The sequence below is a fragment of the Streptomyces sp. NBC_00989 genome (assembly GCF_045162655.1).
Classification (GTDB): domain Bacteria; phylum Actinomycetota; class Actinomycetes; order Streptomycetales; family Streptomycetaceae; genus Streptomyces.
Genome location: NZ_CP108728.1, coordinates 6,276,873 through 6,302,626, shown reverse-complemented (window position 1 = coordinate 6,302,626; position 25,754 = coordinate 6,276,873). Strand labels below are relative to the sequence as shown.

28 protein-coding genes are annotated in these 25,754 nt (G+C 69.5%); 14 read left to right on the top strand and 14 right to left on the bottom strand.

The window, feature by feature from the left end; genetic code table 11:
- Positions 1-251: 251 nt before the first annotated feature.
- Together OG714_RS28000 and OG714_RS27995 are read left to right on the top strand one after the other, a co-directional pair.
- Positions 252-707 carry a hypothetical protein gene (locus OG714_RS28000; RefSeq protein ID WP_327403119.1) on the top strand — a complete coding sequence of 152 codons (456 nt, stop codon included), beginning with the start codon at positions 252-254 and terminating at the stop codon, positions 705-707.
- 109 nt (positions 708-816) lie between these two features.
- Entirely contained in the window at positions 817-1,548 is a 732-nt protein-coding gene (locus OG714_RS27995; protein ID WP_406125030.1) for an NDP-sugar synthase, read from the top strand.
- A gap of 164 nt (positions 1,549-1,712) precedes the next feature.
- Here the strand turns inward: OG714_RS27995 and OG714_RS27990 are convergent, their stop codons facing one another.
- From OG714_RS27990 to OG714_RS27965, 6 genes are all read right to left on the bottom strand, one after another.
- On the bottom strand, positions 1,713-3,320 hold the full coding sequence (locus tag OG714_RS27990; RefSeq protein WP_406125028.1) for a DoxX family protein: 1,608 nt from the start codon (positions 3,318-3,320) through the stop codon (positions 1,713-1,715).
- A gap of 118 nt (positions 3,321-3,438) precedes the next feature.
- A complete protein-coding gene (gene rlmB / locus OG714_RS27985) occupies positions 3,439-4,380 on the bottom strand; it encodes a 23S rRNA (guanosine(2251)-2'-O)-methyltransferase RlmB (RefSeq protein ID WP_406125026.1) in 942 nt (313 codons plus the stop codon).
- Between the two features lie 121 nt (positions 4,381-4,501).
- The gene (gene cysS / locus OG714_RS27980) at positions 4,502-5,905 is read right to left on the bottom strand and encodes a cysteine--tRNA ligase (protein ID WP_406125024.1); all 1,404 of its coding nucleotides are present in this window, start codon (positions 5,903-5,905) and stop codon (positions 4,502-4,504) included.
- Positions 5,906-6,045: 140 nt separating this feature from the next.
- Positions 6,046-6,552, bottom strand: a complete 507-nt coding sequence (gene ispF / locus OG714_RS27975) for a 2-C-methyl-D-erythritol 2,4-cyclodiphosphate synthase (RefSeq protein WP_406125022.1) — start codon at positions 6,550-6,552, stop codon at positions 6,046-6,048.
- Positions 6,542-7,294: a 2-C-methyl-D-erythritol 4-phosphate cytidylyltransferase gene (ispD, locus tag OG714_RS27970; RefSeq protein WP_406125020.1), complete on the bottom strand. Its 753-nt coding sequence runs from the start codon at positions 7,292-7,294 to the stop codon at positions 6,542-6,544. The genes ispF and ispD overlap by 11 nt, the downstream gene beginning before the upstream one ends.
- A gap of 308 nt (positions 7,295-7,602) precedes the next feature.
- On the bottom strand, positions 7,603-8,085 hold the full coding sequence (locus OG714_RS27965; protein WP_003953493.1) for a CarD family transcriptional regulator: 483 nt from the start codon (positions 8,083-8,085) through the stop codon (positions 7,603-7,605).
- Positions 8,086-8,673: 588 nt separating this feature from the next.
- Here OG714_RS27965 and OG714_RS27960 point away from each other — a divergent pair.
- The gene (locus OG714_RS27960; RefSeq protein ID WP_406125018.1) at positions 8,674-9,330 is read left to right on the top strand and encodes a DUF461 domain-containing protein; all 657 of its coding nucleotides are present in this window, start codon (positions 8,674-8,676) and stop codon (positions 9,328-9,330) included.
- Positions 9,331-9,430: 100 nt separating this feature from the next.
- Here the strand turns inward: OG714_RS27960 and OG714_RS27955 are convergent, their stop codons facing one another.
- Positions 9,431-10,111, bottom strand: coding sequence for a response regulator transcription factor (locus OG714_RS27955; RefSeq protein ID WP_009340348.1), 681 nt, complete (start codon positions 10,109-10,111; stop codon positions 9,431-9,433).
- A complete protein-coding gene (locus tag OG714_RS27950) occupies positions 10,108-11,361 on the bottom strand; it encodes a sensor histidine kinase (RefSeq protein ID WP_406125015.1) in 1,254 nt (417 codons plus the stop codon). The genes OG714_RS27955 and OG714_RS27950 overlap by 4 nt, the downstream gene beginning before the upstream one ends.
- Before the next feature lie 239 nt (positions 11,362-11,600).
- Here OG714_RS27950 and phoU point away from each other — a divergent pair, with 239 nt between their 5' ends.
- The 5 genes from phoU (at position 11,601) to OG714_RS27925 (ending at position 15,223) form a co-directional block, all read left to right on the top strand.
- Positions 11,601-12,290 (top strand): phosphate signaling complex protein PhoU, encoded by a 690-nt coding sequence (phoU, locus tag OG714_RS27945; RefSeq protein ID WP_266858549.1) that lies wholly within the window; start codon positions 11,601-11,603, stop codon positions 12,288-12,290.
- A gap of 323 nt (positions 12,291-12,613) precedes the next feature.
- Positions 12,614-12,769, top strand: a complete 156-nt coding sequence (locus OG714_RS27940) for a hypothetical protein (RefSeq protein ID WP_019062518.1) — start codon at positions 12,614-12,616, stop codon at positions 12,767-12,769.
- 231 nt (positions 12,770-13,000) lie between these two features.
- The gene (locus OG714_RS27935; RefSeq protein WP_327403109.1) at positions 13,001-13,249 is read left to right on the top strand and encodes an SCO4226 family nickel-binding protein; all 249 of its coding nucleotides are present in this window, start codon (positions 13,001-13,003) and stop codon (positions 13,247-13,249) included.
- Between the two features lie 148 nt (positions 13,250-13,397).
- Entirely contained in the window at positions 13,398-13,601 is a 204-nt protein-coding gene (locus OG714_RS27930; protein ID WP_406125012.1) for a hypothetical protein, read from the top strand.
- Between the two features lie 245 nt (positions 13,602-13,846).
- The gene (locus tag OG714_RS27925) at positions 13,847-15,223 is read left to right on the top strand and encodes a S8 family serine peptidase (protein WP_406125010.1); all 1,377 of its coding nucleotides are present in this window, start codon (positions 13,847-13,849) and stop codon (positions 15,221-15,223) included.
- Positions 15,224-15,289: 66 nt separating this feature from the next.
- Here the strand turns inward: OG714_RS27925 and OG714_RS27920 are convergent, their stop codons facing one another.
- The 3 genes from OG714_RS27920 to OG714_RS27910 form a co-directional block, all read right to left on the bottom strand.
- Positions 15,290-15,874, bottom strand: coding sequence for a hypothetical protein (locus tag OG714_RS27920; protein WP_406125008.1), 585 nt, complete (start codon positions 15,872-15,874; stop codon positions 15,290-15,292).
- Between the two features lie 143 nt (positions 15,875-16,017).
- Positions 16,018-16,257, bottom strand: a complete 240-nt coding sequence (locus OG714_RS27915) for a hypothetical protein (RefSeq protein WP_406125006.1) — start codon at positions 16,255-16,257, stop codon at positions 16,018-16,020.
- A gap of 68 nt (positions 16,258-16,325) precedes the next feature.
- Positions 16,326-16,721 (bottom strand): DUF3883 domain-containing protein, encoded by a 396-nt coding sequence (locus OG714_RS27910; protein ID WP_406125004.1) that lies wholly within the window; start codon positions 16,719-16,721, stop codon positions 16,326-16,328.
- Positions 16,722-16,818: 97 nt separating this feature from the next.
- On the opposite strand from OG714_RS27910, the gene OG714_RS27905 reads away from it, so the two are divergent.
- Complete coding sequence (locus OG714_RS27905) at positions 16,819-17,157, top strand: ribosomal protein L7/L12 (protein ID WP_406125002.1); 339 nt, start codon at positions 16,819-16,821, stop codon at positions 17,155-17,157.
- A gap of 124 nt (positions 17,158-17,281) precedes the next feature.
- On the opposite strand, the gene OG714_RS27900 is transcribed toward OG714_RS27905, so the two are convergent.
- From OG714_RS27900 to OG714_RS27890, 3 genes are all read right to left on the bottom strand, one after another.
- On the bottom strand, positions 17,282-18,076 hold the full coding sequence (locus OG714_RS27900) for a hypothetical protein (RefSeq protein WP_406125000.1): 795 nt from the start codon (positions 18,074-18,076) through the stop codon (positions 17,282-17,284).
- A gap of 1,398 nt (positions 18,077-19,474) precedes the next feature.
- Complete coding sequence (locus OG714_RS27895; protein ID WP_406124998.1) at positions 19,475-20,038, bottom strand: AAA family ATPase; 564 nt, start codon at positions 20,036-20,038, stop codon at positions 19,475-19,477.
- Positions 20,035-20,793, bottom strand: a complete 759-nt coding sequence (locus OG714_RS27890) for a GntR family transcriptional regulator (protein WP_406124996.1) — start codon at positions 20,791-20,793, stop codon at positions 20,035-20,037. Before OG714_RS27890 ends, OG714_RS27895 begins: the two co-directional genes overlap by 4 nt.
- Positions 20,794-21,081: 288 nt before the next feature.
- Between OG714_RS27890 and OG714_RS27885 the strand changes: the two genes are divergently transcribed.
- The 5 genes from OG714_RS27885 to OG714_RS27865 all read left to right on the top strand — a co-directional run bounded on the left by OG714_RS27885 (position 21,082) and on the right by OG714_RS27865 (position 25,126).
- Positions 21,082-21,681 (top strand): hypothetical protein, encoded by a 600-nt coding sequence (locus OG714_RS27885; RefSeq protein WP_406124994.1) that lies wholly within the window; start codon positions 21,082-21,084, stop codon positions 21,679-21,681.
- The gene (locus tag OG714_RS27880) at positions 21,678-22,463 is read left to right on the top strand and encodes a hypothetical protein (protein ID WP_406124992.1); all 786 of its coding nucleotides are present in this window, start codon (positions 21,678-21,680) and stop codon (positions 22,461-22,463) included. The genes OG714_RS27885 and OG714_RS27880 overlap by 4 nt, the downstream gene beginning before the upstream one ends.
- A 2-nt stretch (positions 22,464-22,465) precedes the next feature.
- Positions 22,466-23,014, top strand: coding sequence for an HNH endonuclease (locus OG714_RS27875; protein WP_406124990.1), 549 nt, complete (start codon positions 22,466-22,468; stop codon positions 23,012-23,014).
- Complete coding sequence (locus tag OG714_RS27870) at positions 23,011-24,633, top strand: ATP-binding protein (protein WP_406124988.1); 1,623 nt, start codon at positions 23,011-23,013, stop codon at positions 24,631-24,633. Before OG714_RS27875 ends, OG714_RS27870 begins: the two co-directional genes overlap by 4 nt.
- Positions 24,634-24,883: 250 nt before the next feature.
- Entirely contained in the window at positions 24,884-25,126 is a 243-nt protein-coding gene (locus OG714_RS27865) for a helix-turn-helix transcriptional regulator (protein WP_406124986.1), read from the top strand.
- Positions 25,127-25,754: the final 628 nt, after the last annotated feature.

Sequence of the window (25,754 nt, the reverse complement as noted above, 5' to 3'; positions counted from 1 at the left end):
CAGGTCTCACCGGCCGATCAGATCTCACTGACTGATCAAACGTTCGAGGAAAGGGCCCCGCGGTTCGCCGCGGGGCCCTTTCCGTTGGGCATCGCCGCCGGATCACGCCCGGCCCTGTCGACAAATACCCCGGCAGACCCGTCATTTCGAGCAGTGTTCGTCAACGCCCTACCCAATTCGAGGCACCAATCCATCCCCCGAATTGGTGACTAAATGTCGCCAAATCATTACCGGACGCTACCCTCACACGCGTGAAGCACTCCAATAACCAACAGCCGCGACGCGGCCGGGGCCCCGCCCGCCGGGTCGGCCGCACGCTCGCCCTCGTCCTGCCCGTCGTCATGGTGCTCTCCGGGACCCTCGCGGTCACCCGGGTCAACTGGTCGGGGAGCCCCTCCAGCTCGATGCTCACCGCGACGGACGTCACGGCGGCCGGAGCCTCCTCCCGGGCCGCCGCACGCGCCCCGCAGGACATCCTGCGCGACCAGCTCATGACCGAGCTCCAGGACAAGAACCCCGGCGTCGTCCTGACGCACCTCCAGGAGGCGGTGAACGGCCACCCGTCGCTCGCCACGCACTGCACCTCCATCGCCCGCGCACTGGGCCGCGCCGCGGTCCGTATCTACGGCGCCGCGCGCGCCCAGTCCTACGCCCGCCCCGTGTGCGACACCGCGTTCGCCTCCGGGGTCATGGCCGCGCACAGCTGACCGGAGCCGGTGCCCGCAGGAGCAGGTCGGAGTAGGAGGTCGGTAACGGCTGATTAAGGAACGGTTGCAGCCGAAAGACACGGTGGGGCCGCCACGTACAGTTCGGGTCATGACCGATCCGAACGCCACGTCGCGCCCCACCCAAGCCGTGATCCTGGCCGGTGGCCAGGGATCCCGGCTGCGCCCGTACACCGACGACCGGCCCAAGCCGATGGTCGAGATCCCCGGCACGGGGACGCCGATCATCGGCCACCAGCTCGTCTGGCTCGCCGAGGAGGGCGTGACCGACGTGGTGGTCAGCTGCGGGCATCTCGCCGAGGTGCTGCAGGACTGGCTGAAGACGGCCGACCTGCCGGTCGAGGTGACCACGGTCGTCGAGACGGAGCCCCTGGGCCGCGGCGGCGGCCTCAAGTACGCCGCCGCGCACCTGCCCCGGCCGGACAAGGCCTGGTACGCCACGAACGGGGACATCTGGACCCGCTTCTCGCTGCGCGACATGGCCGACTTCCACACCGAGCGCGACGCGGTCGCCACGATCGCGCTGGCTCGGCCGCGGATCCCCTGGGGGGCCGTGCAGACGGACGGCTTCGGACGCGTCACGGACTTCATCGAGTCGCCGCCGACGCAGTACGCGATCAATGCGGGGGTGTACGTCTTCTCGCCCGAGTTCGCGGGGTTGTTGCCGGAGCGGGGGGATCACGAGCGGACGACGTTCCCTCACCTCGCGCGTGAGCGGCGGCTGGCCGGGTTCCCGATTCCTCAGGGGGCTTACTGGCGGGCCATCGACACCGCGAAGGACCTCAGGGAAGCCGCCAAGGAGCTTGCTGCGCTGGGTCGTTGAGCACGGCTGTCGTCGTGGCTGGGCGCGCCCCGCGGCGGAGCCGCCAATGTCACAGCCCCACGCCCCTGGGGTAACCAAGAGGGCCTGCACTGAAAAGTGCAGGCCCTCTCTCTCTGTGTGTCAGCCGGTAGGTGGCCGGGTCAACAAGCCCCCCACCGGCCCAGTTACCCCAACAGGCCGCCCACCAGGCCCGGCTGGCCGGAGGAGGACGAACCCCCGGTGCTGGAGCCGCCGCTGGAGCCGGTGCCGCCGCCGGTACCGCCGCTGGACGTGGGTCCCGAGGTGGTGCTGGGGGCCTGGCCGGCCGGGGAGGACTGCTGGGGCTGGGTACGGCCCGCGGTGCCCTGGGTCTGGCTGGGGGCGCCGCCGGTGGCCGTACCGGAGGAGGAGCGGGTCGCGCCCGGGGTCGTCGCGGCGCCCGACGGCTTGGCCGAAGTCGCGTGCTGGGACGGCGACTTGGACGCCTTGGGGCTGCTGCTGTGGCTCTTGGTCGGTTCTCCGGGGAGCGGGGTGCCCGGCAGTTCGTTGCGCGGGGCCTCGCCGGGGCCGGGGACGACCACGCGGCTGGAGTCGCGGACCGCGCCGCCGAGCAGCGAGCCGACGAGCAGGGTGAGGCCGATGGCGACGGCCGTCACGAGGGCGCCGCGGCGCAGGACGTAACGACGCAACTCCCAGATGTCCACGCGGGGTCCGAGGCGGCGCCAGGCACTGCCCGCGAGGCGGCCGTCGACGGAGTAGACCGGGGCGCCCGCGATGATCAGCGGGGACCAGGCGGCGAGGTAGATGATGTCGGGCGCGTCGTAGGCCGGGACGGTCTTCCAGCTGACCGTGACGATCAGTGCCGCCGAGAGCAGCGCGCCGAAGACCGCGGCGACCCGCTGCCACAGGCCGAGGATCGTGAGGACGCCCACGATGACCTGGGCGAAGGCGATGACGAGCCCGGAGCCGACCGGGTGCTGGAGCGCGAACTGCCGTAGTGGCTCGGCGACTTCCCACGGGTGCAGGGTGTTGAGCCACTTGACCATGGAGCCGCGCTTGCCGCCGTCGAAGTAGACGGGGTCGCACAGCTTGCCCATGCCGGCGTAGATGGAGATGAAGCCGAGGAAGATGCGGAGCGGGAGGAGGACGACCCCGAGGTTCATGCGGCGGCCCGGGTAATAGGCGTGCCGTACGGGCTCGTTGGGGTTGCGTCTGGTGCGGCGCTCGCGTTCCGTGCCCTCGAAGTCCTCGAACTCCGGGTCTCCGTAGGCGGGTTCGTCGTAGGCGCTGCCCACCGTCCGCATGGGCGGCAGGAGTCGGGTCTCGCCGGTGTCGTGGTCGCCGCCGCGCTGGGCGCCGACGACCGGGGTCTCGATGGTCTGCGCGGTCAGGTCGTCGTCGTAACCGCCGCTGCCGATACGGGGGATGACCTGCGTGGCTCCTGCGTCGCCGGCCGGTTCGTCGCCGTGGCGGACGCCCGTGCCGCGTACGGCCTGGAGCAGCCGGTGGGCGCCGGTGTCGTCCGGCGCGGACTTGCCGCTCCAGACGACGGGCCGGCGACGCGCGCCGGCGGCGGGGATCCGGCCGGGGACCTCGGTGGCGCTCAGGTGCCGTGCGATCCGCGGCGACGGGGAACGCGTCGAGGCGCCCAACTGCACGCGGAAGCTCGCATGATTGACGATGATCTGCGCCGGATCGCTCGGCACCTTCACCATGCTCAGCGCGGGAGCGTCGTCGAAGCCCGACGGGCCGTCCCCCGTGGGTGTGCGGGGTGTTCTGGTGTCCACACTCATCTAACCGAGTGACGTGTGTTTAGGACACTGCTTTGACTCGCCGGAAGTGTCCGGACCGCGTCAAGCGTGTGCCCGGCGCCCAGATTGCCCCGAGTGGGGGACGGTGCCGAACGTCCGTTCAGGAGCGCTTGCGTGCCGCCTCGTAGAGCACAACTCCGGCCGCCACACCGGCGTTGAGGGACTCCGCGCCACCGGGCATCGGGATGCGGACCCTGAAGTCGCAGGTCTCGCCCACGAGTCGGGACAGGCCCTTGCCCTCGCTGCCGACCACGATGACCACCGGGCCTTCCAGCGCGGCGAGTTCACCGACCTCGTGATCACCGTCGGCCGCGAGACCGACGATCGCGAGACCCGCCTTCTTGTACGCCTCCAGCGCGCGCGTCAGGTTCGTGGCGCGGGCGACGGGCGTACGGGCCGCCGTACCGGCCGACGTCTTCCACGCACCGGCGGTCATGCCGGCCGCGCGCCGCTCGGGGACGAGGACGCCGTGGCCGCCGAACGCGGCGACGGAGCGGACGATCGCGCCGAGGTTGCGCGGGTCGGTGATCCCGTCGAGGGCGACGATCAGCGGGTCCTCGCCCTTGTCGTAGGCCGCGTTGGCGAGGTCCTCGGCGTGCGCGTACTCGTACGGCGGGACCTGGAGGACCATGCCCTGGTGGTTGAGGCCGTTGGTCATGCGGTCGAGCTCGGGGCGGGGGGCCTCCATGAGGTGGACGCCGCCGCGCTCGGCGACGAGCTGGAGCGCCTCGCGCACCCGCTCGTCGTTGTCGATGAACTGCTGGACGTAGAGCGTGACCGCCGGAACGCCCTCGCGCAGCGCCTCCACGACCGGGTTGCGGCCGACGACCATCTCGGACGTGCCCTTGCCGCCGCGGCCGCGCGGCGCGGGACGGCGCTGGATCTGCTTGGCCTTGGAGTTGGCGACGCGGTTCTTCTTGTGGCCCTTGCGCGCCTCGGCGGGCGGGGTGGGGCCCTTGCCTTCGAGGCCCCTGCGCCGCTGGCCGCCACTGCCGACCTGCGCGCCCTTCTTGCCGGACATGCGGCGGTTGTTGGCTGCCATGACCTACCTGTCTGTGTGACCCGTCTGGGGGTGTGGTGCGTACGTACGTCTATGCAGTGTGCCGCCCGGGAGGCCGGGCGGCACAGTCGATCTTCGTTGACCGGGTGCGATCGGGGTGGGTTCAGCGGGGGCCGAGGGTCCAGCGCGGGCCCTGCGGGCCGTCCTCGATGTTGAGTCCGGACTGGTTGAGCTGGTCGCGGATGCCGTCGGCGGTCGCCCAGTCCTTACGGCCCCGGGCGGCCTCGCGCTGGTCGAGGACCATGCGGACCAGGGTGTCGACGACACCGTGCAGGTCCTCGCCCCGGTCGCCGCCCTCGCCGACCCAGTGCGGGTCCAGCGGGTCCAGGCCGAGCACCCCGAGCATGGCGCGCACCTCGGCGAGCCGCGCCACCGCGGCTTCCTTGTCGTCGGCGGCGAGGGCGGAGTTCCCCTGCCGGACCGTGGTGTGTACGACGGCGAGCGCCTGCGGGACGCCCAGGTCGTCGTCCATCGCCTCGGCGAAGGCCGGCGGCACCTCGGCGGCGGGCTCGACGACTCCCCCGGCCTTCTCGACGACCCGCTGCACGAAGCCCTCGATCCGCGCGAACGCGGACTCGGCCTCGCGCAGGGCCTCCTCGCTGTACTCGATCATCGAGCGGTAGTGCGGGGTGCCCAGGTAGTAACGCAGGACGATCGGGCGCCACCGCTTGACCATCTCGGAGACGAGGACGCTGTTGCCGAGCGACTTCGACATCTTCTCGCCGCTCATGGTGACCCAGGCGTTGTGCACCCAGTACTGCGCGAAGTCGTCGCCGTAGGCCTTGGCCTGGGCGATCTCGTTCTCGTGGTGCGGGAAGATCAGGTCGAGGCCGCCGCCGTGGACGTCGAAGGCGGGGCCCAGGTACTTGTGCGCCATCGCCGAGCACTCCAGGTGCCAGCCGGGGCGGCCGCGGCCCCACGGGGTCTCCCAGTCGGGCTCGCCCGGCTTGGTCGCCTTCCACATCGCGAAGTCGCGCGGGTCGCGTTTCCCGGTGATGCCCTCCTCGGAGGGCTGGCGCAGGTCGTCGATGTCCTGGTTGGACAGCTGGAGATAGTCCGGGTACGACCGCACGTCGAAGTAGACGCTGCCGTCGGCCTCGTACGCGTGACCGCGCTCGATCAGCCCGCGCATCATCTCGATCATCTCGGGGACGTGACCGGTCGCCCGCGGTTCGTACGTCGGCGGGAGGCAGCCGAGTGCGCTGTAACCGTCGTTGAACGCGCGCTCGTTCTCGTAGCCGATCGACCACCAAGGGCGGCCCTGTTCACGGGACTTGGCGATGATCTTGTCGTCGATGTCCGTGACGTTGCGGATGAACGTGACGTCGTAGCCGCGGTGTTCGAACCAGCGGCGGAGGATGTCGAAGTTCAGGCCCGAGCGGATGTGGCCGATGTGGGGAGCGGCCTGCACGGTGGCGCCACAGAGGTAGATCGAGACACAGCCCGCTGTGAGCGGGATGAAGTCGCGAATCTGCCGGGCGCTGGTGTCGTACAGGCGAATGGTCACGGTACAAGGGTAGTGGGCGTATGGCTGTGCCTCAGACGGTTGGGTCGATTGTTGTCTGCGGGCCGGTGGGGGCTGGTCGCGCCCACGCGGCGGAGCCGCAAATCGATACAGCCCCGCGCCCCTAAACAACGCCGGCCCAGTCAGCCGTGTTTGACCACCAACGCTGTTGCCACTGCCATCAGGCCCTCGTCCCTGCCCGGGAAGCCCAAGCCGTCCGTTGTCGCGCCTGATACCGAGACCGGGGCTCCCGCCGCCTCCGAGAGGAGCTTCTGGGCCTCGTCCCTTCGCTTGCCGATCTTCGGCCTCGGGCCAATCACCTGTACGGCGACATTGCCGATGGTGAAGCCCGCCTCGCGGACGATCCTCGCGGCCTCTGTCAGGAGGGTGACCCCGGATGCGCCGGACCATTCCGGGCGGCCCGTGCCGAAGTGTTGGCCGAGATCTCCCAGGCCCGCCGCCGAGAAGAGGGCGTTGCAGGCCGCGTGGGCGACGACGTCCGCGTCGGAGTGGCCGGCCAGGCCGGGGCCCTCTCCCTCCCACTTCAGGCCCGCGCACCAGAGGTCGCGGCCCTCCTCGAAGGCGTGGATGTCGGTGCCGATGCCGACCTGGGGCAGGGGGTACGGCAGCGGGTGCGGTTCAGAAGCCATCGTTCAGCCTCCTGCGGGCCAGGACCGCCTCCGCGAGGACCAGGTCCAGGGGGCGGGTCACCTTGAAGGCCTCCTCGTGGCCGGGGACGACCACGACCGTGAGGCCGAGCTGCTCGACCATGCTCGCGTCGTCGGTGACGTTGTCGGTGACCGTCTCGTGGGCGTGGACCAGGGTGGCGCGGTCGAAGCCCTGCGGTGTCTGTACGGCGCGGAGGCGGGCCCGCTCGGGGGTGGCGACCACCGGCTCCGGGTCGCCGGGGTGCGCGGCCGGCTCGACTTCCTTGACGGTGTCGGCGAGGGGCAGGGCCGGTACGACGGCGGGTGCTCCGTCCCGTACGGCCTCGATGACCGCGTCGACCGTGTCGACCGGGACGAGCGGGCGGGCCGCGTCGTGGACGAGGACGATGTCGTGGCCGGGCGGCAGTGCGTCCAGGCCGAGCTTCACCGATTCCTGGCGGGAGTCGCCGCCGGGGACGACGAGGAAGTCGGTGCGCTCCGGGAGTGCGTGGGCGTCGAGGAGGGTCTTCACCTCGGCTGCGCCGTCGGGCGGGGCCACGACGACGACCAGGGAGACCGCGCGGGACGCGGCCAGTGCGCGGATCGCGTGGATCAGCATGGGGGTGCCGTTCAGCGCGCGGAGCGCTTTGGGGGCGCCCGGGCCGAGGCGTACGCCCCGTCCGGCGGCCGGGATCACGGCGGCGACGGAGGACTGCGCCGGCGATGAGCGCGAATCGTCAGACATCGGTTCCTGTCAGGTTTGTGTGCTCGACCTACGTGGGTATGGCCTCAGGAGTGCCGGGCGCGACGCCTTGACCGGACCCTTCCGTGACACCGGTCGAGCCAGCTGCCCGGGCCCGGCACACCATTATCGGGGGATGTTTCTCCGACGTTCGACGGAGTCGGAGTCTCAGGTCTCGGAGCCTTCGACGGAGTCGCGGTCGGAGACTCGGAAAAATCCCCTGAACATGCCGAAGCGCCCGGCGACAAGGGAGCTGTCATCGGGCACCACGGCATTTCAGTGTGCTGAGCAGGGCGTACCAGTCGCCTGCGTCAGGACGCGAGAACCTCGTCGAGCAGGGCCTCGGCCTTGTCCTCGTTCGTGTTCTCCGCGAGCGCGAGCTCACTCACCAGGATCTGGCGAGCCTTGGCGAGCATGCGCTTCTCACCTGCGGAGAGTCCGCGCTCGCGCTCACGACGCCACAGGTCACGGACGACTTCCGCGACCTTGATGACATCGCCGGAGGCGAGCTTCTCCAGATTTGCCTTGTAACGACGCGACCAGTTCGTGGGCTCCTCGGCATACGGAGCGCGCAGCACCTCGAAGACCCGGTCCAGCCCGTCCTGACCGACCACATCACGTACGCCGACGAACTCCGCATTGTCCGCTGGCACACGCACCGTCAGGTCACCCTGAGCGACCTTCAGCACCAAATAGGTCTTGTCCACGCCTTTGATCTGGCGAGTTTCGATAGCCTCGATCAGCGCGGCCCCGTGATGGGGATAGACCACGGTGTCGCCAACCTTGAACGTCATGTGACAGGTACCCCTTCCGTGGCTATCCAGGGTAACACGGAAACTGCGGGTTCTGAATGGCGTTTTCGCAGGTCAGGGCACATCTCGGGGCTTGACAACAGCAACAGGAACGTGCTGCGGAGGCCGAGCGGAAGAGGGTATTCGCAGGTCGGAGCAGCTCTCCGGGCGAGGTGAAACGCGTACGTTACACACATCCGGAGGCGCCCCCAAGCGGACGAACGTCCCCAAATGTCTGGTTCCAAGTGCTCGACTTCCGCTACTCCGTTCGGTGGCCGGAGCCCGGTGCGAGGCGAATCCGGAATTGATCACCGAAGCCCGCCGAGATCCCGGTGATCAATTATCCGAGGTGCCGTGCATTCTTCACCGAAAATCCGCCGACAGACGTCTGAGCTGCTTATGTGAATGCCGGACGAGTGTCGGCCGCAAGTGACCCGCGAGTCACTTGAGGCACACGGGTACCCGGTTGAGGGAGGGTCGGGTGCGGTGGTGCGGGAACGGCTCGGTAACCTAAGGCCGCTGACAGACACTTAGGGCGGCTTTATTCAGGAGTCGCCCTGCTCCGCCCACGTTCAAGGAGTAGCCGCCGCCGTGAGCAGCAGCCTTCGACGCGGCGCCCTCGCCGCCGCCACCATCGCGTTCTCGATCGCCTCCCTCGCCGCGTGCGGTGCCGGCAACGACGCCCAGACGCTGGAGGTCAAGCCGGACAACGCGGCCGTCTCCGTCGGCGACATCAAGGTGCAGAACGCACTCGTCATCACCCAGCCCCTCACCGAGTCCGGTTCCGAGGCCGCGGGCCCGGCGGTGATCGCCGCGACCCTGTTCAACACCGGCATCAAGGCCCAGACCCTGGACTCCGTCAGCGTCGACGGCGCGGGCAGCGTCACGCTCACCCCCGCGAAGGGCAAGGGCAAGCTGGTCGTCCCGGCCGGCGGTTCGCTCGTCCTGGGCGGCAAGGGCAACGCCTCCGCGGCGCTGTCCGACCCCGCCGGCATCACGGACGGCAACGCCCAGAAGGTCACCTTCACCTTCAGCACGACCGGTGGCGTGAGCCTGAGCGCGTTCGTCGTCCCGGCCGACAGCTACTTCACCAAGTGGGGCCCGACCTCGATCCCCTCGACGCCGGCCGCGGGCTCCACCGCGACCGGCTCCGCCTCGCCGAAGCCGGGCAAGAGCACGTCGGCCACCCCGACCGACTCGGCCTCCGCGAGCGCGACGGCCACGGAGACGGGCACCACGACCGGCTGAGCGGCCGTAGCAACAGCAGTCGTACGCGTACGGCGAAGGGCGGGACCTCACGGAGAGGTCCCGCCCTTCGCCGTAGAGCCCGTCAGGCCCGCGGTTCGGTTTACGGCTCGAACTTGTAGCCCAGGCCGCGCACCGTCACCAGGTAACGCGGCGCGCCCGGGTCTGGTTCGATCTTGGCGCGGAGGCGTTTGACGTGGACGTCCAGGGTCTTGGTGTCGCCGACGTAGTCGGCGCCCCAGACGCGGTCGATGAGCTGCATGCGGGTCAGTACGCGGCCCGCGTTGCGCAGGAGCATCTCCAGCAGGTCGAACTCCTTGAGGGGCAGGTCGACCTTGGAGCCGGAGACCGTGACCACGTGGCGATCCACGTCCATGCGGACCGGACCTGCCTCGAGGGCGGCGGGGGTGACCTCCTCGGGCTCGCCGCGGCGGCGCAGGACGGCCCGGATACGGGCGACGAGCTCACGGGACGAGAAGGGCTTGGTGACGTAGTCATCGGCTCCTATTTCCAGGCCTACGACCTTGTCGATCTCGCTGTCCTTGGCCGTCACCATGATGACGGGGACGTTGGAGCGGCCGCGCAGCTGGCGGCAGACCTCCGTGCCGGGGAGGCCCGGCAGCATCAGGTCGAGCAGGACGAGATCAGCGCCGTTGCGCTCGAACTCGTCGAGTCCGTCGGGCCCGGTGGTCGCGATGGCGACCTCGAAGCCCTCCTTGCGGAGCATGTACGACAGGGCGTCGGAGAAGGACTCCTCGTCCTCGACGACAAGCACTCGGGTCACGGAAGGACCTCCGGGGCGGGAAGCGGTTCGTACGGGGATGGTTCAGGGGACTCCTCGACCTCGTCGTCGAGGTCGGGGTGCTGGTGGGCACGATCTCGGGCCGCACCCGCCTCCGGCAGCCTCAGGGTGAACGTGGAGCCCTGTCCCTCGGAGCTCCACACCGTGACCTCCCCGCCGTGCGAGGCGGCCACGTGCTTGACGATCGCCAGTCCGAGACCCGTACCGCCGGTGGCCCGTGAGCGGGCCGGGTCGACACGGTAGAAGCGCTCGAACACGCGCTCCTTGTCCTTCTCGGAGATGCCGATGCCCTGGTCGGTCACGGCGACCTCGATGTGGTCGCCGCCGCCCGCGGAGACCCGGCGGGCGGCTATGCCGACGCGGGTGCGGGCGGGCGAGTAGTTGACGGCGTTCTCGACCAGGTTTCCGAGGGCGGCGGCCAGCTGGCCCCGGTTCCCGTAGACGTGCAGGTCGGCGGTGCCGCCGGCGGCCATGGTGATCTGCTTGGTGCCGGCCTGGTGCCGGCAGCGGTCGATGGCCTCGGCGACGAGTTCGTCGACGCGGACGGGTTCGGCGTCTTCGAGGGGGTCGTCGTTCTGGACCCGTGACAGGTCGATGAGCTCCTGCACGAGATTGGTCAGGCGCGTGGCCTCGATCTGCATCCTGCCGGCGAAACGCTCCACCGCCTCAGGATCGTCGGAGGCGTCCATGACCGCCTCCGAGAGGAGGGAGAGCGCGCCGACCGGGGTCTTCAGTTCGTGGCTGACATTCGCCACGAAGTCACGTCGTACGGCCTCGATACGGCGGGCCTCGGTGAGGTCCTCCACGAGGAGCAGGACGAGCCGGGAGCCGAGCGGCGCCACCCGGGCGGAGACCGCGAGGGCCTCCCCGCGGCCGGTGCCGCGCCGGGGCAGATCCAGCTCGACCTGGCGTATCTCGCCGTCGCGGCGGGTGTCCCGGGCCATCTTGAGCATGGGGTCGACGGAGAGTTTCCCGCCGCGGACCAGTCCCAGGGCGTACGCCGCCGAGCTGGCCTTGACCACGGCGTCCGCCTCGTCGAGGACGACGGCCGAGGAGCGGAGCACCGAGAGGACGGTGTCCACACCCGGCGGAAGCACCGGGTCCGTATGCAGGGAGGTCCTGGTCGGTCGCTTCTGGTCGCGTTCGCTCCAGCGGAACGCCAGCATGGCGATGACGCCGGTGAGCACCCCGGCGATCGCTGCCGCTGCGGCGACCGCCGCGTTCACGTCCATGCCCCCAGGTTAGGCATGGGATACCTCCTGGCCACAGCCATCGGAGTGCGACCTCGAACACTCGTCGCCCAGAGTTCACCTTGGAGCCAGTATTGGTTCATTTGGGTTGGCGGAAACCGTCGCGTAGGAGAGGGAACGTGGGAGCGTGGGGTGGAAGGGCCGGTATTTGGACACGCAGACGGGCCCGGGCCCCCTGAGCCCCCTTGACCCCCGAAGCAAACGTAGGAGAGGGAACCCTGATGCGGGACGCGTACCACGAGGAACTTGACTCGATCGGTGACGGTCTGGTGGAGATGGCCCGGCTGACCGGGTCGGCGATCGGACGCGCCACGACGGCCATCCTGGACTCCGACCTGAAGCTGGCCGAGAGCGTCATCGAGGCCGACAAGAAGGTCGACGACCTCCAGCACGACCTCGAAGCCCGGGCCATAGCCCTGCTGGCCCGGCAGCAGCCGGTGGCGACGGACCTGCGCATCGTCGTCACGTCGCTGCGCATGTCGGCCGACCTGGAGCGCTCCGGCGACCTCGCCCAGCACGTGGCGAAGCTCGCCCGGCTCCGTTTCCCGGAGCGCGCGGTTCCGCACGACCTGCACGCGACCATCCTGGAGATGGGCCAGCTCGCCCAGCGCCTGATGGCCAAGGCGGCCGAGGTCATCATCACGAAGGACGTCGACCTCGCGCTCCAGCTGGAGCAGGACGACGACGCGATGGACCTCCTCCACCGCACGCTCTTCCAGCACCTGCTGGACGACAAGTGGAAGCACGGCATCGAGACCGCGGTCGACGTGACCCTGCTCGGCCGCTACTACGAGCGCTTCGCCGACCACGCGGTGTCGGTCGCCAAGCGCGTGGTGTTCCTGGTGACGGGAGAGCACGCGGACGAACTCCAGCCGGACATCCAGCCGGTCACGGGGGCGGAGGGCGCGTAGGCCTTCGGCGGGGGCGCGACGACGTAGGGGACCCGGCTCAGGCCTCCGGCCGGAGCAAGAGGGCACAGCCCCTGGCCCAGGTGCCCCCGCCCCGAACGCCTGCGTCTGCCTGGTGGGGGGCGTTGCAGGCCGGGGAAAAACTAACCGCTGCCTTGGCCTGTGAGTGGTTAGGAATTGGCCCGGCCTGTAGAGGGGGCTGGGAGCGGGACTGGGAGGTGTGGGCCTCCGGCCCGGGGGGCTTGCGGGGAAGCCTCAATGCGCCGTTGATGCGCCCGGCGAAGCGGGCATCCAATGGGCACAGGCACCAGCCTCTAGGAGGACCCATGGCCGAATCCCCCGCCACGACGCCGGACCCGACGCAGGAGCGCGAGACGCAGCAGCCCGCCGAGATCAAGAGCCTTCCGCTCTTCGGCGCCTGCGGCTGCGGCTCGGGCTGCGGGTGCGGGTGCCAGTCCGGCAATCCGTGCCAGTGCGGCTGACCGACGTACAGAGCCCTTGATTCCGTCGAAGGGGCCCGGGTGCTTCACGGCACCGGGCCCCTTCGCCGTGCTCACTCCGGCGGGCCCGGACGAGGGCGTCACGCAGGGCACGCCCCGCGCGCCCGAACGGGTGACCCTCGCCCCTCCCCTTGATCGTTCCGCACGGTAGCCGGGGACGCCGTACGGGCGCAGCATGGAGGGGAGACTCGGAAGGGAAGGAGGTGCGCGGACATGGCTCAGTACATGGACGTACACCACGGAATGAAGGGCATCACGGCCGACCAGTTGATGGAGGCCCACAAGGCGGATCTCGCCGTGGAGAAGGACGAGGGCGTCCACTTCGAGCGGGCCTGGGCGGACCCCGAGACCGGGACCGTCTACTGCCTGTCGGAGGCGCCGTCGCCCGAGGCGGTCCAGCGTGTCCACGAGCGCGCGGGGCACCGGGCGGACGAGGTGCACGCGGTGCCGTACTCGATCTGACGGCCGGCGTTCCACCGGATCGGGGGTGCGGTCAGCCCTACCTCCGGTCGGGTGGGGCGCTCCATGGTTCCTGTAGGTGGGCGGAGGCATCGTAGAAGCCAGACAACGAGAGCCGATCGCCCGCCCGTCCGCCTGGAAGGAACGTCCCATGGAATCGCCGCAGTTCACGAACGCAGGCTCCACCACGGTCCCCGGCGAGAACGCCCTCGCGCCGCTGCTGGCCGCGTGGGACCTGGCGCACCCCGCCACGGGCGACCCCGAGTGGCGGCACCTGCTGGACGAGATCGCGCACCCCGGCACGACCGAGGCGTTCCGGCGGCTGGCCGGGGCGGGGGCCGGGTCCGCGGCCTGAGTCGACAGGCCGGGTCTGCAGCGTCCGTCGACAGGCCGGTTCCGCAGCCTCGGTCAACAGGTCGCATCCGGTGTCAACAGGTCGGATCGGCAGGGGCGTTCGAGCCTTTGGTGCTGTTTGGGCAAAGGGTTCGGCATCGACAGTTCAACAGTCTTGTCCTGTGCATGTCTCACTCGATGAGATGCGCGGAGACCTCTTCGTCCGGCTGACGGCCGGGCGGACTCCGCAGCACTCAGGGGGGATTCATGCGCATAGCCCGCACGAGACTGAACATGGCCGCCGCCACGGCCGCCACCGCCGGCCTCGCCGTCGCCGCGCTGGCGACCGCGCCGCTGGGCGGTGTCGCCGGCGCCGCGCCCGCCGCCGTACCGCAGACGAAGGCGATCCCGGCCATCACCGGACACACCCTCGCGCGCGACGTGCCGACCCCGCTCACCAGCGCGCAGTGCGAGGCCAAGTGGCAGATCGCCTGCTACAGCCCGTTGCAGTACCGCACCGCGTACAACCTCAACTCGCTTTACAAGAAGGGCATTACGGGCAAGGGGCGGACGATCGTCATCGTCGACTCGTTCGGCTCGCCGACGATCCAGCACGATCTCGACACGTACAGCAAGCAGTTCGGCATGCACAGCGCCAAGGTGAATGTCGTCAAGTGGGGCAAGGTCCCGGTCTTCGACCCCACGAACGCGGACATGACCGGCTGGGCCGGCGAGACCACGCTGGACGTCGAGATGGCGCACGCGGTCGCGCCCGACGCGAAGATCGTGCTGGTGGAGACGGCCGTCGCCGAGACCGAGGGCGTGACCGGTCTGCCGGAGATGATGAACGCCGAGAAGTACCTGATCGACCACGGCGTCGGCGACGTCATCACGCAGAGCTTCGGCGCGACCGAGAACACCTTCCCCGGCTTCGACCAGGGGAACTTCTCCAGCATCAAGAAGCTGCGCTACGCCTTCGAGGCCGCCAACCGCAAGCACGTGACCGTCCTCGCCTCCTCCGGCGACGGCGGCGCCACCGACTACAACGCGGACGGCTCCGCCTTCTACGACAAGCCCGTCAACTCCTGGCCCTCCTCGGACCCGTTGGTCACGTCGATCGGCGGCACGCAGCTCCACCTGAACGACAAGGGCGACCGCGTCACCCCGGACAGCGTCTACAACGACTACGGCGCGGGCGGCGGCGGCCAGTCCCACGTGTTCGCCCGCCCGTCGTTCCAGAACGGCGTGAAGAGCATCGTCGGCACCCAACGCGCCACCCCCGACGTCTCGATGGCCGCCGCGGTCAACGGCGGCGCGTGGACGTACTCCAGCTTCGACCCGACGGCCGTCGGCTGGGACGTCTACGGCGGCACGAGCGAGGCCAGCCCGCTCTTCTCCGGCATCGTCGCCCTCGCGGACCAGGCGGCGGGGCACCGGGTGGGCAACATCAACTCGGCGCTGTACGCGCTCGCGAAGCACGGCGCCAAGGGCAACGGCATCGTCGACGTGAACGACGGCACGAACAACTCGTATGCGGGCGTGACCGGTTACACCGCGGTCAACGGCTACGACATGGCGACGGGCGTGGGCACGGTGGACGCGCTGCGGTTCGTACCGGCGCTGGCGCGGGCCAGCCGGCGCTGACCCAACCTGAGACGGCCCAGGCACAACACGCCTGGGCCGTCCTCCTGTTGACGCGGTTCACACGGTTCACACGCTGATGGACTGGGCGTAAGTGACCTGGTTGAGCACGTAGACGACCTGGTCGCGCGACTGCACCGGGATCATCGTGGAGTGGTGCCGACCCCCGCTGTTCACGCTGACCTGCACGAAGCCGGTGGTGACGCGTTCCTTCATCAGGAGGAACAGCAGCCCGATGAAGCAGAGCAGGAAGAACAGAATCGCCAGCACGATCGCGTGCGGCGGGATCCGTTCCTCCGTGCGTGACATGTCGGTGGCCGTCCACACCGCGCCTCTGAGCGGCATCGGCCCGGCCGGACTCACGATGGTGTCACCGTTGACCGCGATGTCGCCGAGGGTCAACAGCGGTGCGCCGAAGGCGGGTTGGGGCTGGGGCTGCTGTTGTGGGTACAGCTGGGGTTGCGGCTGCGGTACGGCTTGCGGGTAGCCGTAGGTGGGGGTTGCGGGGACCGTGGGGTAGCCGTAACCGCCCTCGCCGTAGGGGCCGGTGGACGGAGTCCCGGGCGGAGTGCCGGGCGGAGTGCCGGGCGGAGTGCCGTACGGGTTCTGTCCGGGCGGCTGTTCCGGCGGTGGGCCGGGGTACTGGTTCGCCATGGGTGCTCTTCCCCCCGAGAGTGCGTATGGACGACGGCGACGGCAGGCCCACAGGGCGAGCGGGTCGCGCCGTGCGTTCATCCTCCCGCTCGGTCACATCCCGTATCTACGTAATGGCGAGAAATATCCAGCCACGGCCGGAGTTACGACGAGGACGACGCCGAAGTCGACGACGTCGCCGCCCGTTTCCGATACCGGGCGAGCCGACGCCCGAGCGTGTAGAGGCTGATCAGGAGCAGCACCAGTCCCCCGACGGGCCAGCCGATGGAGCCTCCGTCGCGGTAGGTCTGGATCCCCACCACCAGCAACAGGACGTTGACCGGCGGACCCATCAGGTCGGAGAGGACATCCAGCCACCACATGACTTTCGGGAGGTCGTCCACGGCTTGGTCGTGACAGGGGGACGGGCTTCCTGCCAAGGATGTGTTCGTCGCCCTGACGCAGCGGTTGCTCAGTGCCCCAGCCGCTCGGCCTCGTCGTACTCCGCCGCCCTGAAGGTGGGCCAGTAAGTCACCTGTGGCTGGGAGCGCTCGATCATCGCCCGGAGCACCTCGCCGTGCAGAACGCGTACGCCGACCTCGGCCCCGTCGAGGCCGGCGAGGTTGTCCACCACGTAGAGGTAGAAACGCTCGGGATTCGCCTGGGCGGCCACGACTTGCCGGTGCTCCAACGGCACCGGCTCGCTGCGCGCCGACCGGCTGAACGCCTTCACCTCGATCATGCGGGGCGCGCTGTCGACGTCGTACGGCAGGCCTGACGTGCGAACATCCCTGGGCTCGCGCCCGGCGGCCCGTTCCAAGGCCAACACGTGTGTGATCGCGGCCTGTTCCGTCTCTTTGTTCCCCATCCCCATGGCACCCCCTGCCTCTGAGTTCCTGCGACGCCATGGTGGCGCGCGGGCGGGGGAGTTGGGAAGCTGAAGCTGTGGATCTCCGGGGCGAGCGATGGTGACTGAGCACACCGAGTACGTCGAACACACCGAGCACACCGAGTACTTCGAGTTGGTCTGCGACCACGTGGACTACGACGTGGTGGTCACCGACCCGGGCGCCCGGATGCTCGATGTCGCCCAGGTCGTACGCCGGTTGACGGGGCTCGGACTCTGGCGCAGCAAAGTGCTGGTGACGGAGATTCCGGCCGTAGTACTCGACGGCGTACCGCAGGCGGACGCCGAGACGGCGGTCGCGGCGCTCCGTGAGGCGGGAGCGCGGGCGGAGACGCGAGTGGAGACGAGGGCAGAGACGAGGCAGTGGCAGCCGCCGCCGGGCTTCCCGACTCCTTGACCGTGACGTCCCCCGCCCACCGATGGCGCGGGCAGGGGACGGGCACTTCAACGGTCAGACGTCAGGGGGCAGGGGTCAGGCGTCAGCGGGCAAGGGGCAGCGGGCCGGGTTCAACGGTCCGGGGTCACTTCACGTCGACGTAGTCGGCGGAGCCGGTCGTCGGCTGGGTGAGGCTCGTGCCCGCGAAGTCGTAGCGGTACGCGCCGTCCGCCGTCGCCTTCACGGTGGCCGTGGCCCAGCCGTTCCGGTCGGTCTTCAGCTTCTTCAGGGTGACGAAGGGGCCGCTCGTGCCCTTGCGGTACTGGAGCAGCACCTGGTGCCCGATGAGGGGCACGTTCTTCTTCTGCTCCCAACTGGCCACCGTCATCTGGGCCTTGACCGTGATGTTCCTGCCCTTCTTCACCGGGTCCGGGGTGACGACGGTCTGGGACAGGGAGGTCTGGCGCTCGACGCGTGCGAAGTAGATGCCTTCCCCGTGGGTGACGTCGCCGGCGCCGTCGACGGCCACGGGGGTCATGTACCAGAGACCGGCGAGGGCGTTGCTACGGAGGTTGACGTTCGGGTCGGCGGTCACGAGGGCCTCGCAGTACGAGGTGAACTCGTTGAGCTTGTGGCACTGGGCGGCCCCGACCATGACCCCGTCGGCCTTGGCCCGCTCCTCTCCGTGCCACAGCTCGTACGACACGCTCTTGACACCGGACGGATCACTGACCGTCGCGGAAACCGAGAACACCCTCTTCTTCGCGGCCTCGACACCGACGGTGTAGTCGAGGTTGTGGTTGACGTCGATGTTCCAGAACGCCGTGGCCGAGTCGTCCTGGCCAGCCGCACCGGCGGCCGGAAGGGCGAGAATGGTGACGGCCAGGGCGGCGCTGAGGGCAGCGGCGGTCACGACGGCGACGGTGGTGCGTCTGCGCATGGTGTGGTTTCCCCCCACAGTTGGCGAACCGGTTGGCGAACCCGGTTGGTGCACCGAGTTAGTGAACCGAGTGGTGACTTCACCCGCGTCAGACAGAGAGGACGGGCGGGTGGTTGTACATGATCGCCGACCCGCCCCAACACTTAACTCCGGCTTCTCCGGGGGTTGTTGGAATCACCGGCTGCCGGCCAACTCCTTGCGCGGACCGCCGCGAACCCGACCATGAAAATGCCCCCGACCAGCGCCGCGTGCGCAGGTCGGGGGCATGATCACGGAACTTGGATCATGGAACCTACTTCTTCTTGCCCTGGGTCTGGCGGGCCCGTTTTTCGGCCCTGGTCAGGGGGTCACGTCCCCAACTGACCTGCGGTCGGGCGGTCGTTGTTGGTCGTTACCTGTCGCTGTCTGTCGTCCTCGGAGGGCCCACAGAGGGCCCAGCACTCGGGCCCGGTCTGCCGCTATCGATAGCGGCAGGGGGTGCTAACGATAGCGGCACTGATAGCGGCCAAAACCGCCGATGACCAGCATGTTAGTGGTTAGCGAGCCATCTGGGCAGACCCCGGAAACGGGCCGTACGGCGCCTCTGGGAGGAGCGCCGCTAGATCGCTATCGGGCCGGGCCGTGAGTGCCCGGCTGTCGGTCCGTCGCGGGGGAGAGCGAGAAGGAACGGCCTACGGCCGCACACTCCTTGGCGGCTCGCTGCGCTCGCGCGGGGGCCGTCGTTTGGGCCAGCGCCGTCCCCCCTTGGAAGGCCGTCCTGAGCGCGAGTGAGGGCGGCCTGTACCTATGGGGCAACCTCGACCGCCCCGCCGGTAAAGGCCGCCCTGTAGGCCTTCCAAGGGGCAGGCCGTAGATGCGGGTGAATGCCGCCGGGCCCGTCCCGTTCTGTGTGGCTCACCACGGCTCTTCAGGTGGGGGCGGGTGGGCGTTTGCACCGCGATCCTGCCCCTTCCTGAAGAGCCTTCCTTCTCTCTCTTACTAGAGATTTGAGGAAAATAGCGTCCGCAGCGTCCGCCGGGCATCGCGCACCCCGTCTGACCTGCACTGTTCCTGCGGACGCTAAACAAAATGTTTAGCGTCCGCTAGCGTCCGCAGCGTCCGGACACGCTCTGTTACTAAGAGTGCGTTTGCGCAGCTCAGGGCCGCTCTTAGGGGAGGATCGGTTGCGGACGCTAGCGGACGCTGCGGGGCGCAAGCGCTGAAGAGGCCACCCCCGCCCGCGCCAGGGTGGTCTCTTCAGCGCTTGCGCAAGCAAGAGGAGCACCACGCCGCGCCGTGCTCCTCTTGCTTGCGCAGAGCAGCCGCCGCAGCGAGCACAACGGCGCCCTGCCCCGGCGCCGATCGTCGCGCGCGAGCGCAGCGCGCTGCCAAAGGTCGCGCGGCCGTAGGCCGCACCTTCTATCCCTTGTCCTGCTGAGCGGCTTCGTCCAGTGCCTTCAGCACCGAATCAGGGTCACCGTCGTACAAGAGGTGCGGCTCGTCTGACCCCGGAGGAACGAAGCGGTTTCGGTAGCGGATCAGGTCGCTCTCGGCGAAGTAGATCGAGTTTGGATCGGCCGCATGCCGCGCATTGCGCTCGCTCACACGGGCCCAGAGTTCTTCGTGGCTCGCTTCCAGGTAGACGAGCACCGTGCTTGCTCCGGCGTCGGTCGCGATCGAACGCCAATGGGCGCGGTCGTCAGGTGTCCAGAAGCCGTGGTCGACCACCACGTCATGCCCGTACCAGAGCAGCTCGCGCAATTCCCCGGAGATCTCTTCGAGGATCGGGCGTTCGAGGGTCGGAAAGACGCCTCGCGGGAAGTCGACCCCGTACACGCCATGTCGGCGGAACATCTCTTCATCGGGGCAAAGCCTCACGAAGTCGCGGGCTGTGAGAGCGCGGGAAAGCGTCGTCTTGCCTGAGCCGGGGAGTCCTGCCATCAGGACACAGAACGGCCGTGGGGCGTCGTCGTCGGCCGTCACTGGGTGACTTCCGATTCGGTGCGCCAGGTGCGGCCAGGACCCCCGAGGTCAACGCCGTACTCCACAACGTTGCTCTCGCTGTCGACGAACTTCGCAGTCATCACGACTACCGGCTCCGTCGGCGGCCTCGCGGGATTCAACTCCAAGAGCTGCGCGTCCTCGGCCGTGAGTAGGCGCGCCGACGCGGTGTCGATCCGATGGGTAATCGGCCGGCCGGTGGCCTGCGCGATGAGCTGTAGCGACGTTCCGCCAGTCAAGCGCTCGCTCTTCGCCAACGCCGGGATCAAGTCCCCGTACCGCGTGGGAATCCATGACGTGGAGTGCGCGACGATCCCGTGCCGGTCGCGATACACGCGACGGCGCCTGATCACGTCCGAACCGGCTGCGACATCCAGTGCCCGCGCCACATCTGCGGGGGCCGACACCACTGCGGCTTGGTGGGAGTCGGACCGTTCGCCGGATCCCCAGCTTGAACCGCTGTGGCGGCCTCGGTCCTGTCGCTGGGCTCCGGAAGACATCGGAGAGGGCCGGTCCAGTACCTCGGTCCCGATGCCGTGAATCCCCCTGACAAGCCCTTCAGTACGGAGCTTCCGCAACGCCTTTTCGGCGGTCGCGGTGCTGACTTTCCACTCCTGCGCGAGGTTCTTGATGCTCGGCAGAAGCGTGCCCGGTTCCAATTCGCCGGACGTGATCAGCTCCGTGTAGTGGGCGGCAATCTGCGCGTACGGCGCTCGATTGTCGGCCTGATCCGACATCTCTCTGTCTCCCTTGCCTCAGCGGACGCGTTGCCTACTGTACCCCTTGACACCATAGGGTGCCCTAGGGAACCTTAGGGATGTGCCCGCCGGTCGGATCGGTCGATCGGAGTCCGCTGTCCGGTGTGCACTGAACGCGAAAAGTCCTGGTGAACGCCAGGAAACAGCAAGGAGCGGCCTCCACCGCCAAGCAGATAGCCGCTCCCTGACCCTCGAAGGGGCACACCCATGATGCCTGTACTCGCTGGTTCTCCGCTCGCATCCGAGGCAGCGACTGACGAGCGGCCCGTGTGGGCTCAGCAGATCCTTGCCGCTCGGCAGGTTCGTCAGTGGTCGCAGGGCGACGCGGTCCGTGAGCTGCGGACGGTGTCGGCCGAACCGCTGCCGGACGACGAGACGATGATCCGGCAGTGGAAGCGCTGGGAGTCCGGCAAGACCATGCCCGGCACCTTCTACAAGCCGCTGATCGCGAACCTGTTCGGCGCCTCCGTCCTCGGTCTCTTCCCCGAGGTGACCGGGGTTCCGGGCGAGCCGGTCTCTGCGCCGCGTCTGCGCACGCAGGTCGACCTGTTCGGCGGTCCCGAGCCGCAGGACTGGCAGACGCGGGTTGAGATCCGCGTTGCCGTGCATCCGACCGCCGATGAACTGATGGGCCTGGTCGTCTTCGCCGGAACGGGCGTGCTCACCCCCGACGAGCTGGACGACGACGCTGCGGTGACCGAGACCGTGCGCTTCGCCCTGGCCTACGGCGGCGCCGGTGAGGTGGCCACGTGGGCGCAGCGCATCCGCGAGATGTTCGCCGACCCGGCCACGGGCCCGGAGCTGCCCGCCGGGTACCTGCCCAAGCTGCGCCGCACGATCGCGCGGATCTTCGGGGTGGTCGCGTGACCAGCACCCTGGACGCGCTGTACGCGCAGGTGCAGCCTGCCCCGATGCCGGTCGTCTCCCTCACGGAGATCGACCGGCGCCGGGAAGGCGACGACTTCCCCACCGTCCCCGTGGCCGGGCTGGAACTGACCCCGAACGAGGTCGCCGCCGCACTGTTCGAGACCGGCGCCGACAACCTGGCGCTGCCGGTGCCGAGCAATGACGCCCTGTACGCCGCGCTGACGGCCGCCGTGAACACGCTCGGTCCGGCCGGGATCGCAGAGGTGACCGACACCTTCGAGAGCCTGGACGCCGATCCGGTGGAGTGGCCGGAGGTGGCCGCGTGCCGCCGCTTCGCCTACCGGCTGGCCCTGTCGTTCTGGTACGAGGGCGCCCGTTCCCGGCCGATGACGGCGGGGGAGGTCGGTGTGGCTGTCTACCTGTCCAGCCTGGACCGCTACCGCATGGACGACTTCCGCCAACTCCCGCTCCGGAAGATGCTGTTGGGCCGCGCCATCCATGAGGGAGTTACGGCCGTGCCGACGGAGACCCTGATCCGGCTGGGAGCGGTCATGTCCGGCGAGTTGGGCGGGACCGACCGCGACCGGGATCGGGAGTGGCTGTACAAGCAGGCACTGCCCAACTACCTCCGTCGCCTCTTCGCCTTCAACCTCGTGCAGTGGAACCGGGAACAGCCCGCGCCGCTCATCGTGCGCCTGGACGGCGGGGGCTACCTGGTTGGGCTGACCCCGCCGGCCGGTCCTGACGGCATGTGGCAGCGGCCGGTACGGGCGGAGTGGTAGCCGTGGCGCACAAGTCGATGCTCAACTCCACTCGCCGCCGCGTCCGCAAGGAGCAACTCGCCCGCCGTCACGGGCAGCGGTGCGCCTACTGCCGCCGCCCGTTCGCGGACCTGAGCGAGGCCACCCTCGACCACGTGGCGCCCCTCTCGCTGTGGCGCACATGGTCGGCCGCCGCCCTGGTACTGGCGTGCGCCCCGTGCAACAACGCCAAGGCCGACCGGTTGCCGTTGTCGATCGCGCTGCTTCTCACGCAGTCGGCCGACTCGGGTCGGCCGACCCTTGGCCCGATCGACTGGCGCCTGTTGGCCCGACTCGCGCACGCCAACCAGTCGGCCTTTGAGGCGGTGTGGTCGCCCGACCCGATCGCCGAACGGTCTACCCGTGACCTGCGTGACGAGCTGCGTCACACCCAACGTCACGGCACCGGCCACGGGGCCCGACCGGTCTGCCGTGCGGCTGTGCGCCATCCCTCGATCCGACCCGACTGCCTGCGCGCGCCCCGCCCCGTGCGGTCGTGCGTGGGCCCGACCGGAGAGGCGGTGTTCGCGTGACGAGCACCCGATCCGACCGGCCCGTCAACGGGCACGCCCACCCCGGCAAGAGTCGGGCCACGGTCGACCCGACCCGTACGGCGCCGCGTCGACCCGAGCACGGTGACGGTGGGGGCAAGCCGCCTCCCGCTGCCGCGCGGATCGTGGCCATGGCGCGTGAGCAGTACCGGTTCGTCACCTCGCCGGACGGCCGTCCCTACGCGGTCGCCCTGGACGGCCCCAACACCGCACTCCCACTGCGGAACAAGGGCGGGTTGCGCCAGCGGCTGGCCCGGCAGTTCGCGGACGCCTACCCCGGCGAGGTCGCCTCACAGTCCGCGCTCGCGGACGCCATGACCGTCCTGGAAGGCCTCGCCGAAGACGGCGACCCGGTGCCCGTGCACCTGCGGGTAGGACGCGCTGAGGATGGCGCGGTCGTGGTCGACCTCGGCAGCACCGACGGCCGCACGGTCGTCGTCACCGGAACCGGCTGGAACGTCGTCGACCGGGCCCCGGTGCTCTTCCGCCGCTCCGGAGCCATGGCCCCGATGCCCCCGCCCGTGCTGGACGGCGACGGCCTGGCCAAACTGCACGCCCTCCTCAACATGGACACACCCACCTTCCACCAGTTGGTGGCGTGGCTGGTCGCGGCCTGGATTCCCGATATCCCGCACCCGGCCCTCGTGTGCAAGGGGGAGCAGGGCACGGGCAAGTCCAAGGCGGCACAACTGTTCATCAACCTCGTCGACCCGTCCCCGGCCGCCAAGCGCAGCCAGCCGCGCGACCCGAAGGCCTGGAACACGCAGGCGTTCGCGTCATGGGCGCTGTGCCTGGACAACGTCAGCACCATCCCGCCGTGGCTCTCCGACACCCTGTGCAAGGCCGTGACGGGTGACGGAGTCGTCGACCGGGCCCTGTACACCGATGACGACGTGGTGGTGCTGACCTTCCGGCGGGTGCTGGCCCTGACCACGATCGACGCGGGAGCTCTCGCGGGCGACCTCGCCGAACGCGTCCTCTTGCTCGATTTGCAGCTCATCGACGACGACCGGCGCCGCTCCGAGGAAGAGTTGGACGCCACCTTCGCGGCCGTCCGGCCCGCCGTGCTCGGGGCCCTGTTCGACGTGCTGGCCTGCGTCCTCGCGGTCCTGCCGTCGGTGCGGCTGGACACGATGCCGCGCATGGCCGACTTCGCCCGCGTCCTCGCTGCGGTCGACGAAACCCAGGGCTGGAACACCCTCGCGGACTACCTCGCGACCTCGGCGAACGTCGCCACAGACGCGTTGGAGGGCGACCTGTTCGCGATGGCCATCGCCCACCTGGTCGACCAGGCCGGTACCTGGCAGGGCACCGCCGGAGCGCTCTTGGAGGCACTGCCCGCGCCGCCGGTCCGGCCGCCGAACTGGCCCAAGGACGCCACCCGCGCCAGCGGACGCGTCAAGCGCCTCGCCCCGCTGCTCCGCTCCATCGGGATCACGGTGGACGACACGCAGCGTAGCCGCGACCGGACCCGTCACAAGCTGCTGACCCTGGCCCGTGCGGCACCCGAGGACGAGACAGCGTCCGCACCCGAACAGGGCCCACTGTGGCCGGAGGCGGCCCCGCTCGGGGAGGGCAGAACCCCGCCTGAACAGCCCTGACGTAGCCGGAACACCTGCCGGGCCGGGCCGCACACCAGCGGCCCGGACACGTCGAAGCTGCGGACGCTAGAGCCGTCCAGCGTCCACAGCGTCCGCACCAGCGTCCGCATCTCTCACCCCATCTGGCCTGCGGCAACGCGACCGTGCGGACGCTAGGGCGCTGCGGACGCTGCGATACACCAACTCTCTAGTACGGCGACCGGCACCACTCCCACGCACCCCGCCACGGACACGAGGAGTCACCAAATCCATGGCCACCACCGACGAACCGGCCGACCCGCGCGCCACTCTGCGCGGCGGCCTGCCGGACCGCTACCTCACCCCCGAAGACCTGGTCACCCTGTTCAGCCTCCCGAGCGTCGAGACCGTCTACCAGTGGCGCCGCAAGCGCATCGGACCGCCCGGCTTCCGCGTCGGCCGCTACCTCCGCTTCAACCCGGCCGCCGTACGAGCGTGGGAAGCCGAACGGACCGCCCTCGAAGACGCGGCCTGAACGGCTGCTAGGTCTAGCACCCTCCGCTGCTAGACCTAGCACCCCGGCTAGCAACCGAAACCGCCCCCGGCCTGCGGTCTAGCACCTAGCAACCCCCTTCCGCGGAACCGTCATCCGGCCCGGATACACCCCCGGAGAGGTCACCTCCCGTTGCTAGAAGTCCGGCCGTCAGCGCAGGGAGGCACATCCCGCCGGCCAAGGGAGGCAGGGAGAACTCCCTCACCGCCTCCCTGGCCCGCCTCCCTCTGCCTGATCAGCGCAGACGCCCCCTCAGGGAGGCAGGGAGGCGCACCCCCGACACCGCCGAACCTCCTTCAGGAAGCCACCCGACAGCCCATGTCTCAGCCTCCCTGACACCCCGCCAAAGCCCGCTTGCGCAAGCGACGGACCTCGCTTGCGCAAGCGACCCGGCTAGCGACCCGAACCCGCACTGATCAGCGGCGAAGCAACAAGCGACCCCGCCGGGCCGCACCACGAAACGGGCCCAACTCGCGCCCGGCGAGACGCCCCCAAGGTCGCTACCGGTAGCACCCCCACCCGCTACCGGTAGCAACCCCACTAGCAACCCAAACCCCCAGTGATCAGGCCCGTAGCAAGTAGCGGGCCTGGCCCAGCACACCCCAAAACC

What these genes read in the sequence shown, in the direction of transcription:
- OG714_RS27930 (WP_406125012.1), top strand. Translation starts at nt 13,398, where the DNA reads ATGGAATCGCCGCAGTTCACGAACGCAGGCTCCACCACGGTCCCCGGC.
- OG714_RS27905 (WP_406125002.1), top strand. Translation starts at nt 16,819, where the DNA reads ATGGTGACTGAGCACACCGAGTACGTCGAACACACCGAGCACACCGAG.
- phoU (WP_266858549.1), top strand. Translation starts at nt 11,601, where the DNA reads ATGCGGGACGCGTACCACGAGGAACTTGACTCGATCGGTGACGGTCTG.
- OG714_RS27910 (WP_406125004.1), bottom strand. Translation starts at nt 16,721, where the DNA reads ATGGGGAACAAAGAGACGGAACAGGCCGCGATCACACACGTGTTGGCC.
- OG714_RS27950 (WP_406125015.1), bottom strand. Translation starts at nt 11,361, where the DNA reads ATGGACGTGAACGCGGCGGTCGCCGCAGCGGCAGCGATCGCCGGGGTG.
- OG714_RS27865 (WP_406124986.1), top strand. Translation starts at nt 24,884, where the DNA reads ATGGCCACCACCGACGAACCGGCCGACCCGCGCGCCACTCTGCGCGGC.
- OG714_RS27995 (WP_406125030.1), top strand. Translation starts at nt 817, where the DNA reads ATGACCGATCCGAACGCCACGTCGCGCCCCACCCAAGCCGTGATCCTG.
- ispF (WP_406125022.1), bottom strand. Translation starts at nt 6,552, where the DNA reads ATGGCTTCTGAACCGCACCCGCTGCCGTACCCCCTGCCCCAGGTCGGC.
- rlmB (WP_406125026.1), bottom strand. Translation starts at nt 4,380, where the DNA reads ATGGCAGCCAACAACCGCCGCATGTCCGGCAAGAAGGGCGCGCAGGTC.
- OG714_RS27900 (WP_406125000.1), bottom strand. Translation starts at nt 18,076, where the DNA reads ATGCGCAGACGCACCACCGTCGCCGTCGTGACCGCCGCTGCCCTCAGC.
- ispD (WP_406125020.1), bottom strand. Translation starts at nt 7,294, where the DNA reads ATGTCTGACGATTCGCGCTCATCGCCGGCGCAGTCCTCCGTCGCCGCC.
- OG714_RS27920 (WP_406125008.1), bottom strand. Translation starts at nt 15,874, where the DNA reads ATGGCGAACCAGTACCCCGGCCCACCGCCGGAACAGCCGCCCGGACAG.
- OG714_RS27990 (WP_406125028.1), bottom strand. Translation starts at nt 3,320, where the DNA reads ATGAGTGTGGACACCAGAACACCCCGCACACCCACGGGGGACGGCCCG.
- OG714_RS27940 (WP_019062518.1), top strand. Translation starts at nt 12,614, where the DNA reads ATGGCCGAATCCCCCGCCACGACGCCGGACCCGACGCAGGAGCGCGAG.
- OG714_RS27925 (WP_406125010.1), top strand. Translation starts at nt 13,847, where the DNA reads ATGCGCATAGCCCGCACGAGACTGAACATGGCCGCCGCCACGGCCGCC.
- OG714_RS27890 (WP_406124996.1), bottom strand. Translation starts at nt 20,793, where the DNA reads ATGTCGGATCAGGCCGACAATCGAGCGCCGTACGCGCAGATTGCCGCC.
- OG714_RS27935 (WP_327403109.1), top strand. Translation starts at nt 13,001, where the DNA reads ATGGCTCAGTACATGGACGTACACCACGGAATGAAGGGCATCACGGCC.
- OG714_RS27965 (WP_003953493.1), bottom strand. Translation starts at nt 8,085, where the DNA reads ATGACGTTCAAGGTTGGCGACACCGTGGTCTATCCCCATCACGGGGCC.